This is a genomic window from Wolbachia endosymbiont (group A) of Ophion costatus (assembly GCF_963969245.1).
In the GTDB taxonomy this organism is placed as follows: domain Bacteria; phylum Pseudomonadota; class Alphaproteobacteria; order Rickettsiales; family Anaplasmataceae; genus Wolbachia; species Wolbachia pipientis.
In genome coordinates this window covers 376755-389467 of the sequence record NZ_OZ017714.1, presented here as the reverse complement: position 1 = coordinate 389467, position 12713 = coordinate 376755, and the positions used below count along the sequence as shown (strand labels likewise).

Here is a 12713-nt window from a genome sequence, read left to right as displayed (position 1 = left end):
CTTCCATCATTGTCCATCTGTTTGCCCTGTAATGGGAATTGGTATTAGAGGTTGTCCGGAAACTAGTAAATTCAAGCATATTCCCTCTTTAACATAACCCTACTCATAGCTAGGTATATGAAATTCTCAGTGGATGTTGTGAGTAAATCATACTCCTTCGATAGCCTTCTATTCCTATTAACCCAAGCAAAAGTCCTTTCTACAACCCATCTTCTTGGCTGTACTTTAAACCCTTGTTCTCTTGTTGGTAGTAGCTCAGGTGGCGTATCTTTGTGCACCCAAAATCTACATGGAGGCCTTGTAACAATTTCAATATCTATGTCATATTCTTCCTTTGTGTGATTCTTTAAATTTCTTCCTTGGTATCCCATGTCAGCCCACATTTTTTTAACTTTAGTATATTTTGTTCTCATATTGTTTAATGCTATTTTAATACCATCTCTATCATTTTCGTTAGCAGCGCCTACGTAACAACCTAGTATAAAACCCTGAGTGTCTGTAATTATATGCCTTTTTCTACCCTTTACTTTTTTACTTCCATCATAGCCTTTGATCCCCCCTTTTCTGTAGTCTTTACAGATTGACTATCTACTATACAGGCACTCGGCTGCTCATTCCTTCCTATTTTTCTTCTACTATATTTTGTAATTTCATAATTCATTTTCTCAAAAATTCCCTGCTTCTTCCATTGCCTGAACTGCTCATACACAGTCTTCCATAGCGGAAAATCATTTGGTAAATACCGCCATTGACACCCTGTACGCAATACATAGAAAATTGCTTCTAATATTTCTCTTTTGCTATACTTTGGCGGCCTTCCTCCTTTCTTGTATGATACTCTGAAGTGTTTTTCTATTCTTGCCCATTCCCTTTCGCTTAGATCTGTTGGATATTTTTTTCTCATCTTTACCCCGTACTAAAATTTCAGATATTATAGCCTTTTACTTGTTTCCGGACAACCTCTGAAAATCGACTTCTTTTAGCAAATCACAAGCTCCATAGTGATCAGAGTAGACACCGTTACTGTATTTTACAGCTATGGCTTTTTTGCTGTTTGTATTCAACATTACATGCAATTTTCTTGTCTGTTCATAGCTGCGATACTTTCTATCTTCGCTATTTTCTTTGCTATGACCAGGAGTGTTGTTGTATATACTAATTCCTGTACTGTCTATAGCAATTTCGATATCTTCCATATTATTTTTATCAATTCTGCAATCATTGATCTTAATATTGAGTTTCTTAAACCTTCTTGATGATTGTGAATAGCTGATAACTTGCAAATTTTTCCCAATTTGCTCAAGGTATCCTGCTATAAACCCAACTGTTTGCCTCAGGCCTATTCTAAATAAACAAGTTATTATGTGCACCAAAATTACAACTTTATCGCTATAAATATTGTTGCCACCTGGTATTTTTGGACCATTCTCGTACCACTTTTCTATGGCTTCGTTGATATAATGAAAAATATTTCCTCTTTTTTCTAGAAATTTGTTATATTCGCTATGGTTACTGACCCTCATTTTTTGTGGCATATTTTTTCTTTCAAGGTTAAATGGCTATTTTATAATGAATTTTGTCAGTAGCCACCAGATTTTTCAGTTGCTATGCAACAAAGCCCACTGGCATCCAGTCCTTTTGCACAGTTCCATCAAAAACGTTGTAAAGCGCTTTCGTGTTTACCAACTTAGTGCCCAATCTGGATCCCAGTGGGCTTTGTTGCATCGCTACTTATGAAAGGCTAACTATAGTTAGGATTATAAGCAACCTATTGAAAATCTTGTTTTTTTGCAATCAATCTGATCAAATTTAAGAATAGTAATTTATTATTTACATTAATAAATTTAATTCTATTGAAAATAGCTAAAGCATTGAAATTCTTGAATTTTAGCCGGATTAGTGAGTGGTAGTGAAATTTCTTTTACTCAAATTTAGGTATTCACTGACCGTTCTTGTTATAAATACCAGAATAATAAGCTACTGATATTCTCCATCTTTTTTATCTTTATCCATCATAGCTAGCGATGCAACAAAGCCATCCCAGTGTCACGCACTGGGATGACAAGAAAGGGAGCACTGGAATTTTTGTTTCAGCATTAGCCATGCATCTAACCTCAACAAAGCTTGAAGCTTTCTGTACATAAAATTAGAGAAGTAGTTATTCATCTTTATCACTACCAAGGTCTTTTAACATACTATAATTGCCTTTTCTAAATCTACTTTTTAAAGACGTAACTCCACTTTCGCTAATACCACTAAGGCTCAGTGCAGCTCCACCTAGCTGCAATCCTATCTCAGGTGTTTCAGGAATAATTTTACTAGCTCCTAGATCTCTATAAACCTCCACATTACTCAGATCTGGTAAGCGTATTACAATATTTACATGCGGAAAATTTGCTGCAACTAAAGAAACAACTTTTTTTATAGTAACTTCATTCTTTATTGAAATAACGAGAGCTTGAGCTCTTTCTATTCCTACCGATTTTAAAATTTCACATCTTGTAACATCTCCAAGATATATAGGAAAACTATCACTTTTTCCTTCTTTGACTATTTTCGATTGAATATCTACAACAACGTAACTTAAATGCTCTGCAGTAAGCATTTTTGTTACCATATATCCCACTCTACCAAATCCAGCAACTATCACATGGTTATAAAGATCTTGTGTATCTGTTTCAACAGCTTCATCATCTAATATTGTTTTCTCAGTGCTAAATGAGTTTGCTATCCAATCTCCAAGCCCCGATAAAAGAGGAGTGAAAGCCATGGTTACTGTAGTTACCATCATAAGTACTTGAGCGATTTCACTTGGTAGCACATTTAGCTCATCTGCTAAGCGAAATAAAATAAACGCAAATTCACCGCCTTGTGAAAGCAGTAACCCAGCTTGTATAGCAGGTGCACTCTTAAACCCAAAAAATCTACACAATATATATATGATAGATGTTTTTAAAACGATAAGGATAATCGATAATAAGGTGATTAGTGGTAACTTATTGAGTAAAAGTTCGGTATTGATGGACATACCAACAGTCATGAAAAATAAGCCAAGAAACAAATCTTTAAATGGTAGTACCGCGTGTTCCACTGAGTGTCTGTATTCTGTTTCTGCAACTAACAATCCAGCGACAAATGCACCTAATGCCAACGATAAATGGAATTGCTCAGTAATAAATGCTGCTCCTAATACTATTAAAAGCGTTGTTGATATAAAGACCTCATTACTTTCCATTTTAGCAATAACCGAAAATAAAGGTCTAAGCAATAATCTACCAGTTATAAATATCAGCACTAATGCAATAGCTGCTTGCACCAATGAACCTGCCAATGAGCTTATCAGGCTGTGCTCAGAATTGCCAGTAAGTAAAGGTACCAATACTATTAATGGTACCACTGCAAAATCTTGCATTAATAGCACTGCTACCGACAATCTACCAACCTGACTTGCTTGAGAACCTTTTTCTTGCAGAACCTGCAACACTATTGCTGTTGAGGATAGCGCAAGCCCACCACCAATAACTGTTGCTATATTCGTATTCACTCCGAAAGCAAGAGCGATGCACCATATTGCTACCATGGTAACTATAACTTGAAGAGAACCGAACCCAAATACATGAATACGCATAGCGATCAGGCGTTCAAATGTCAATTCAAGGCCTATAATGAATAATAGAAAAACTACACCAAATTCTGCAAGATTATCCATTGCTTCAGCTGAGTGTATCAGATTAAATCCGTGAGAACCAATAACTGCACCTGCAACGAAGTAACCAAGCACTGGACTAATATTCATTTTCCAAAATGCTATGACTATAAACACAGCAGCAGAAAGTAAAATTATAATATCAAACAAATGCTGAGAGCCACTGTGCATGATATTTAACCTGTAGAATTAGACCATTTAATTGAGCAGCCAATACTTGATTTTTGGTCAATTGGAGAATTACCAGTTTCTGCAATAAATTTCATAGCTTGAAATAAGTCACTACTTCCTACTTCATAGCTTTGAACCTTTTCTTTTTTTGTGTCGTTAAAACGTCCACGATAGCAAAGGTTTAAATTGGAATTAAAGCCGAAAAAGTCAGGAGTGCAAACAGCCCCGTATTCTTTAGCTATTTTCTGTGTACTATCAATTAAATATGGAAATGTAAACTTATTTTCCTTGGCAAAATTAATCATATTTTCAAAGGAATCTTCTGGATATTCATTTACATCATTTGGCATTATTGCAATGGTGTCTACTTGATAATCTTTTTTCAATTGATCAACATCGCTTACCAGATTGCTAATAATTGACTGAACGTAAGGACAGTGATTGCATATAAACATTATAATAAGACCATTTTTTCCACAACAGTCACTTAATGCATAATATTTATTGTCTACTCCCAAAAGATTAAAATCTTTTGCAGTAAAACTAAAATCAACTTTAGGAGTATTCAGAGCAACCATAGACTATTATTATACCACATGTAATTTACGGTCTTATTATTTAAATGTCAAACGGTTTCTATGTATACTGTTTGCATATTCTTTTTTAGTATTATAATTATAAAACTTATGTTCATAACTTTCGAAGGAATAGACGGCTCTGGTAAAACAACACAATCTAAGCTACTTGCAAATCATTTTAAGCAAATTCGCGGCGAAAATAATGTGGTATTGACTCGAGAACCAGGTGGCACTAACTTTGCAGAGAAGGTAAGAGGAGTATTGTTAACGAATAATATTGATTCTATTTCTGAACTCTTGCTACTTATCTCGATGAGGCGCGAACATATGAAAAAATTAATATTACCAGCTCTTGCAGAAGGAAAAATAGTGATTTGTGATCGGTTTATTGATTCAACTATTGCATATCAAGGATATGGGTTTGGAGTTGACTTAGGGCTAATAAGGGACTTACATAAGCTAGTGGAAATTAAATGTCCAGATATTACATTTATTCTAGATATTGATGTTAAAGTTGGGTTAAATAGAGCAAAAGACAAGAATAAATATGAAGAAATGGATGTTAATTTTTACAATAAGGTCAGAAAAGGATTTCAGGAAATAGCCATAAAAGAGCCCGTTAGGTGCAGTGTTATCACTGGAATTGAAACAAAAAATGATAATCACGTACACAATGAAATTATTGATAAAATCACCTAGCTTGTGATAGAAAATTATCAATTTCAGGTAACATTATTTCATATGAATAACTTTTTGTTTGAGTAGCTAAAAAATCCTGTATTTTGTCTGGATCTTCTTCACTTATCATCTTATATGCCCTTGCGAGGTTCATTAATTCACTTCTATTTTTTTTATTGCTTACTTCAGTAATAGTAAAAAATTGATCAAAATGGTCTAAGAGGTCTTTATTTTTTATTGAAGACACAATATCGTCAATTTCTTTCACATATAATGCAAGTTTGTGTGCTTTACTACGATCTTCAAAACAAAGATTAACAAGCACGTTGCGAAACCTATCTTTCGTAGTACTTCTCACTTCTGCTAATAAGGACTTAATATTTTCTTGGCAATGCACTCTCTTTACCGATTCAGCCGGTTCAACCATACCAAGAACATTCTTTACCAAAGATTTTTCTTCACAACTAAATATGAACATGTAATAACCCATCGATAAAGTGAAGAGCAAGAACATAGCCGGAAGTAAAAACGGAGCTAATACATTTTGTGACGCAGGGAAAATAAACCAGGTAACAGTTGCTATTGACACAGTTACAAATAATCCTGATAAACATAATTGTGCTTTTCTTCTATAATTCTGATCAATAACTGTACTTACACCAATAGAAGCTATATCAATCATTACTCACACCTCATTAAACATTAATACTAACTGAATGATAGCATTACTGTGATGAAAATGCAATATTATGAATATTTTAATACAATTTATATTGACAGTTACAATTCTAAATTGTTTTATTGCAGCGTTAGCTGATTAACATTTTTAAGATGAGGTCAACTCTCATAGAGAGAGGATTTTTTTATTTTCTCATTCTTCTCATTTTCCTCTCTAACAATTTTTTTTCCATTTAATATGTCCTTTATTTCATCTCCTGTTAAAGTTTCAAACTCCAGTAGATTTTCGGCAATGAGATCTAAGCCTTTCTTATGCTTGGTCAAAATCTCTTTTGCTTTTTCATAGCAAGAAGACACAACTTTCTTCACTTCTTCATCTATAAGTTTTAACGTATCTTCAGAAATTATCTCAGAACCATGCATGGTTTGTTCGCGATTGTGATAGATCGGACCTATTTTGTCACTCATTCCCCATTTTGTTACCATAGCGCGTGATAAATCAGATGCTTGTTTTATATCCGAAGATGCACCGCTTGTGACTTTATCGTAGCCAAAAATTAGCTCCTCTGCCACTCTTCCACCCATAGCAACAGTAATATCTGCTATCATCTTTTCTCTTGTGAGGGACACTCTATCTGTTTCTGGTAGTCTCATAACTAAACCGAGTGCTCTACCGCGTGGAATAATTGTTGCCTTGTGTATAGGATCAGAAGCAGGCATATTAACAGCAATTATCGCATGACCAGCTTCATGGTATGCAGTCAGTCTCTTTTCCTCTTCTGTCATAATTAGGGATCGTCTTTCTACGCCCATCATCACTTTATCACGTGCATATTCAAAATCGTCCATGGTAACAATCTTCTTGTTTCTTCTTACAGCAATAAGTGCAGATTCGTTCACTAAATTTGCTAAATCAGCTCCAGAAAAGCCTGGTGTTCCTCTTGCAACTGTTTTCACGTTTACATCTGGTGCTATTGATATTTTCTTTATATGAGTATTTAATATCTTTTCACGCCCATTTATATCGGGTAAAGAAATAGTAATCTGTCGGTCAAAACGACCAGGTCTAAGCAGTGCTGGATCTAAGACATCCGGACGGTTAGTCGCAGCAATTATTATTACACCTTCATTAGACTCAAAGCCATCCATCTCAACTAATAACTGATTTAATGTTTGTTCTCTTTCATCATTGCCGCCACCAAGACCAATGCCACGATGTCTACCCACCGCATCTATTTCATCTATAAAAATTATACAAGGAGCATTTTTCTTGCCTTGATCAAACATATCACGAACACGACTTGCACCAACACCCACAAACATTTCAACAAAATCAGATCCAGAAATACTAAAGAACGGCACATTAGCTTCTCCTGCAATTGCACGAGCAAGTAAAGTTTTACCAGTTCCAGGAAAGCCAATCAAAAGGCACCCTTTTGGTATTTTTCCACCTAATATTTGAAATTTTTGACTTTGTTTAAGAAAATCAACGATCTCTACTAGCTCTTCTTTTGCTTCATCAATTCCGGCAACATCATCAAATGTTACTTTTTTTCCACTAGTAATGAGTCTAGCCCTTGACTTGCCAAAGCTTATAGTTCTGTTGCCCCCCGCTTGTGTTTGTTTAAGAAAGAATAGCAAGAAGCCAATAAAGATAAATGTTGGGACCCATGAGATAAGTAATCCACCAATTACGTTCATGGCAGAATCTCCAGTTGAAAAGGAGAATCTCACTTTTCTATCATGTAAATTTTTTATTAGGTCGCTATATATGACACCGCTTGAATTGAAACTTGAACCGTCCCTGAACTTGCCTTCAATGCTCTGGTTTTTTATGACAATATTTTCTACATCATTGTCTTCTAATCTAGTTAAAAATTCCGAAAAAGGTATAATTGTTTTACTTTTACCTACATTTCCGCTGAACTGAATATAAGCAACTGAAATAAGAACAATAATTACTAACCAGATCAATAAGCCTTCTAAAAATTTTTTCATTTCTATTTCTAACTAAATACTAATCAAGCTTACCAAATTTTGTTTTATCGTGCTATTAATAATGCATTGAACCTTATCGTCATTGGTATTTTTTCCGTTATAATTTACATCAGGATAAGCAAGCACCTTTCCATCTTTTAGCACTACAGGCAAAGAATAGAAAACTTCAGGGCAGAAGTTGTAATCCTTCAGAAATTCAGGAACTTTTTGTGTTTTTTTTAATGGAGCGATGATAACTGAACACTCTTGATTTCCGAGTATTGTGCAGCTAAATCTGTTATCCCATTGAGTAGATTCATTTAAAGGTAGGTTTAAGGTAATTTCTTGTATCTTTGACGATTCTCTAATTATCAAGATATTTTCTCCATGTTTTCTTATTTTACACCCAGAAAGTGTACAGTTAACATTACTATCCTTTTGCAATATTTTATTAAATATTACGATAAGGCTGTTGTACCTTGGTTTATAATGTTTACTGGCAATTGCCATTATGGAGTAAAGAAGAAGCCTCAAGGCTATTTCCTCTGGCAATTGATAAAACTCACTTAGTTTAATTTCAATATAACCAAGATCATGCACATTAACGCAGTCATTAAACGCAAGGCGTGTGTAGTGCATCAACGCTTTTGCAGCTCTTTTCATATGAAGGGCTGTGAGGCATATTCGCCCTGTTAAAATCTCTTGATTATCACTTGCTTTAAGTAAGTTACGGTATAAAGTTCGCCTGTATTTTAAGTCATAGTTGCTTCTATCTTCGATCCATTTTAACCGATGAAGCTTAGCGTACTTTTCTATTTCACTACGACTAAAATTTAACAATGGCCTAAATATATAAATACCATTTAGGAAAGACTTGTAGTCCATTGATGATAATCCATCTACGCCACTACCTCGCTCTAATCTTAACAAGAACGTTTCTGCTTGATCATCTTTGTGATGAGCAACAAGTAAATATTTAACATTATTATTTTTACACCACTCTGCTAGTAACTTATACCGTGCTTTTCGTGCCTGTAACTGAATATTGCCTTTAATATTTTGCTTCTCCCAATTTAATATGAACGATTCCTTTGCTCCAAGTTCCTTTGCATAACTTACAACAAAATCAGCTTCTTTTTGAGACTCTGGACGTAACCCATGATTTACTGTTAATGCTGTAGGAAGTGAAAGCTTGTTTTTTTTTGCCCAGTTAGTCATTAAGTGCAGTAAGACTATACTATCTACACCACCTGATACTGCAACTGCAACTTGATTGTTATAGAAAGCAAAACTATTAACCACATTTTGAAATAATAACTCTAATTCCATTATGTCTCTTGATGGCCAGACAGGTCAGATCTCTTACGTCATACCGCGACTTATTTGTGGTATATATAGATCCCGCTAACAAGCAACGAAATATGACAAGTTTGTCCTTTTTTGTCTACCCCAGTGCCCTTTCTTTATGTCATCCCAGTGTTTGACACTGGGATCCAGGTTTTAATGCAAGAAACTATTTCTTTATTCCAGAAAATGAAAATTCCACTCTACGATTTTTAGCATGCTCTTTTTCATATTTAGAATTTCTAGAATCATCTTTTACATTAACCAAAGGCTCAGTTTCACCTTTAGAAGCAGTTTTTATTCTGTTTTCTATGTAGGGTGTACAACTAACCATAAATTTTTTAGCTGCATCTGCCCTTCTAGCGCCTAGCGCAAGATTATATTCATGAGAACCACGGTTGTCAGTGTGACCAGTTAAAGTAACCTTCGCGTCAGGGTTATCTTGTAACACCTCCATTACGTCAAGTAATGCATCTGCACTTACTTCAGCAATACTAGATTCATCATAACCAAAGAAAACTCTTTTATCACCTATCTGCTTAACAACAGAATTTATTTTATTTGTTGTATTTGCTCCTTTTTTTGGGCAAGAACTTACACCAGTAAGTAATAAACAAAAACAGCACATTATAACCAGTCTACTCCACATTACTAAACCTCCATAAATTTTAAATAGTGCGTAACTTTAATTTCAGTAGCTAATATCTCTCCATATTGTAATATAGTCAAGAGAAATAAAATACTAAATACTTTTTCTACAACCTTACAATTAATTTTCCTATAATATGCTGGACTCTGAGTAGAAAAATCCAATAAAAGAATAAAAAGTACAATTTTTTATTGTACTTTAAGCAAATATACTTTTAACTTTATTATTAATCTATTACGGTATTAAACAGATGTTTTCTAAAATAATGAACAAATATGCAATCTTATAAGTTTTTAGAGGAAGTATTATATAGGGTAAAGAATATCGAAAATACGCTAAAAGTACTAAACCAAAGCCAATTGAATATAGAGGACAAAGTTGAACAAATGAGCCTTCTAGAAGAAATCAGACATGAAATTATCTCTCATGACGTAATAAAGGAATCATTAGCAGATGCTCTTGGTAACAAAAAAAGTGCAAATACTCAGCAGCTAAAGTTAATAGAGAGAATACATAAGAGCAACAGTGCTGTTCCTATTGATTTAGTAAAATCTTTGTCCAAAGCTAAAGTTGAATGCCAAAGTTTATGGAGGCTAACCAATTCTGAAGCCAGTAACTTGGAAAAACTAAAAGAACGTTTTACTGATTTAATCAAACTCATTCGCGAAGTAGCTTCTATAAAATCGCAGCAATTAAAATGCTCAAAATACGACTCACTGCTTGCTGACTATGACTCTGATATCACAGAAAAGAATATAAAGGAAATATTTCCCAAGGTAGGCAAATTCTTTAGTGGAAATGTAGATAAAATAATTGAAAAGCAGAAAAAGGATAAGGTTACTAATATACAAAAAGTTGCTACTCAGAAGCAGATTGAACTTGGCTCGTCATGTTTACAGCAAATGGGTGTCGCACTGCATGAGGTTCGTACTTCTTATTACTACCCTATAGATTATGATGAATCTGACTTTTGTTATGGTTTATTTTCTCTTTTACGGCATAGTGGTTATGCAATTTATCAAAAATGTTTAGCGCAAAATTCTATAAGTAGCCCAATTACGAGACATGTTATGTATGAAACTCAAGGGTTATTCATGGAAAGGATGATTGGAACATCCAGAGAATTTATTGAGTTTATTCAACCACACATAAAAGAGAAATTTGCTATAAAAGGCAAAACTAACGAGAAAGTTAGCAGTGTTGAAAATTTGTACTTGATTTTCAATGAAATAAACCTTTCTTCTTTTTTAAAAAATGCAGATGAATTTAGTCTGTTAGCTCATATTATGTTGAGAACTAGGTTAGAACAAGATATAATAAATGGTACATTGGAAGTCAAAGACCTGCATGATGCGTGGCTGGAAGGTATGAAGCACTATAAAATTCCAGTAAAAGCTGAAAATGAGCTAAACACTTATTTTCAAGATGAATATTGGGCAAGCGGTGTTATGGGCTACTTTCCTATAAAAATTATTGCTTTAATTGCTGCTGTGCAGATTTTCTCTTGCGTTAAAAAGAATCATTACGAATCATTAAGTGCTATAATAAAAGGAGATTTTAGTTTACTTATCAGTTGGTTATCTCAAAATATATACAGTGCAAAGTGTGGCCTGGAACTGCTAAAAAAAGTAACAGGTAAGGGTTTAGACGTTGAGTGCTGCATTAGCTACTTATCTGGAAAGTATAATTTGTCTTAATAAATGATTTTCTTGAGTTGCGTATGAATTTTGTTCGAAAATTAACCGAAAAGTTTTGTAGTCTTTTCACTTTCAAAGGTTTATTTGCTAGCGATATTGCTATAGATCTTGGCACTGCAAACACTTTAGTTTATCAGAAAAATCAGGGAATAGTGCTTGATGAGCCTTCAGTTGTAGCAAGAATAAAAGAAAAAGGAAGCTACGTTCCTTATGCTTTTGGTAAAAAAGCTAAAATGATGCTTGGAAAAACGCCTGGAGAAATAGAGGCGATAAGGCCCTTAAAGGATGGAGTTATTGCTGATTTTAAAAGTGCGGAAGAAATGCTAAAATATTTCATACGCAGTGCAAACACAAAATTCACTGTTAATAAACCTAATATTATCATATGCGTTCCATCTGGATCCACGCCAGTTGAAAGGCGTGCTATACAAGATGCAGCAGAAAGTGCTGGTGCAAATGAAGTATTTTTAATTGAAGAACCAATGGCTGCAGCAATCGGAGCTGGGCTCCCGGTTACTGAACCTGAGGGTTCTATGATTGTTGATATAGGAGGCGGTACAACTGAAGTTGCAATTATTTCTTTAGGCGGAATTGTTTATTCACGTTCTGCCAGAGTAGGTGGCGATATTATGGATGAAGCAATAAAATCATATATTCGTGAAAATCATAAGTTATTAATCGGTGAAACAACCGCTGAGAAAATTAAGAAAAGCATAGGTTCAGCCAGTCTGCCAGGTGAAAATAACAAAGAGGGAATGATAATTAAAGGCAGGGATTTAGTGAGTGGCATGCCAAAAGAAATGCTTTTATCAGAATACCAAGTTGCAGAGAGTTTAATAGAGCCTGTACATCAGATAATTTCTGCTATTAAGACTGCGCTGGAGAGCACTCCACCTGAACTTTCTTCTGATATAGTCGATAGAGGAATAGTTTTATCCGGTGGTGGTGGATTATTACGTAATCTAGGTAAAGTTATCAGTGAAACAACAAAATTACCGGTTCGTGTTGCAGATGACCCACTTTGTTGTGTTGCCTTAGGTAGTGGAAAAGTGCTTGAAAACATGGATTATTTTGGCCATGTTTTATTCAAGCAAGATTAAATTATTTTTGAAGGTAGTTTATCGAATTGTTTTGATGGAATTATGTAATATAAATGAGATCCCAGTGTCATGCACCAAGTAATTTGAAGGCAACTTCTAGCAGAAAAGGGTGTCATCCGAGTAGCTAACACTGGG

General features: G+C 34.5%; 11 protein-coding genes. 3 read left to right on the top strand and 8 right to left on the bottom strand.

The annotated features are described in order from the left end of the window. Window positions 1–71: 71 nt before the first annotated feature. The 4 genes from AACH21_RS01995 to AACH21_RS01980 all read right to left on the bottom strand — a co-directional run bounded on the left by AACH21_RS01995 (window position 72) and on the right by AACH21_RS01980 (window position 4455). A protein-coding gene (locus AACH21_RS01995) for an IS5-like element ISWpi1 family transposase (protein WP_338482219.1) occupies window positions 72–904 on the bottom strand; the annotation gives its coding sequence in 2 pieces (ribosomal slippage) (window positions 72–535 and window positions 535–904; 834 coding nt in all). A gap of 37 nt (window positions 905–941) precedes the next feature. Continuing rightward, a complete protein-coding gene (locus AACH21_RS01990; protein WP_338482673.1) occupies window positions 942–1535 on the bottom strand; it encodes a transposase in 594 nt (197 codons plus the stop codon). 623 nt (window positions 1536–2158) lie between these two features. Next, window positions 2159–3877: a cation:proton antiporter gene (locus tag AACH21_RS01985; RefSeq protein ID WP_338482672.1), complete on the bottom strand. Its 1719-nt coding sequence runs from the start codon at window positions 3875–3877 to the stop codon at window positions 2159–2161. Window positions 3878–3882: 5 nt separating this feature from the next. After that, window positions 3883–4455, bottom strand: coding sequence for a thioredoxin family protein (locus AACH21_RS01980; RefSeq protein WP_338482670.1), 573 nt, complete (start codon window positions 4453–4455; stop codon window positions 3883–3885). A 108-nt stretch (window positions 4456–4563) separates the two neighbouring features. Here AACH21_RS01980 and tmk point away from each other — a divergent pair, with 108 nt between their 5' ends. After that, the gene (gene tmk, locus AACH21_RS01975) at window positions 4564–5154 is read left to right on the top strand and encodes a dTMP kinase (protein ID WP_236515193.1); all 591 of its coding nucleotides are present in this window, start codon (window positions 4564–4566) and stop codon (window positions 5152–5154) included. On the opposite strand, the gene AACH21_RS01970 is transcribed toward tmk, so the two are convergent. From AACH21_RS01970 to AACH21_RS01955, 4 genes are all read right to left on the bottom strand, one after another. Continuing rightward, complete coding sequence (locus tag AACH21_RS01970; RefSeq protein WP_010081999.1) at window positions 5147–5815, bottom strand: hypothetical protein; 669 nt, start codon at window positions 5813–5815, stop codon at window positions 5147–5149. The two genes, tmk and AACH21_RS01970, sit on opposite strands and share 8 nt — an antisense overlap. A gap of 155 nt (window positions 5816–5970) precedes the next feature. Further along, complete coding sequence (ftsH, locus tag AACH21_RS01965; RefSeq protein WP_338482667.1) at window positions 5971–7809, bottom strand: ATP-dependent zinc metalloprotease FtsH; 1839 nt, start codon at window positions 7807–7809, stop codon at window positions 5971–5973. 12 nt (window positions 7810–7821) lie between these two features. Next, window positions 7822–9117, bottom strand: a complete 1296-nt coding sequence (gene tilS, locus AACH21_RS01960) for a tRNA lysidine(34) synthetase TilS (protein WP_338482665.1) — start codon at window positions 9115–9117, stop codon at window positions 7822–7824. A gap of 184 nt (window positions 9118–9301) precedes the next feature. Continuing rightward, entirely contained in the window at window positions 9302–9781 is a 480-nt protein-coding gene (locus AACH21_RS01955; protein WP_010081889.1) for an OmpA family protein, read from the bottom strand. A gap of 275 nt (window positions 9782–10056) precedes the next feature. Here AACH21_RS01955 and AACH21_RS01950 point away from each other — a divergent pair, with 275 nt between their 5' ends. Both AACH21_RS01950 and AACH21_RS01945 read left to right on the top strand, forming a co-directional pair. Further along, window positions 10057–11478, top strand: coding sequence for a carboxypeptidase (locus AACH21_RS01950; protein WP_077188438.1), 1422 nt, complete (start codon window positions 10057–10059; stop codon window positions 11476–11478). Between the two features lie 23 nt (window positions 11479–11501). Beyond that, window positions 11502–12578 carry a rod shape-determining protein gene (locus AACH21_RS01945; protein WP_236514315.1) on the top strand — a complete coding sequence of 359 codons (1077 nt, stop codon included), beginning with the start codon at window positions 11502–11504 and terminating at the stop codon, window positions 12576–12578. Window positions 12579–12713: the final 135 nt, after the last annotated feature.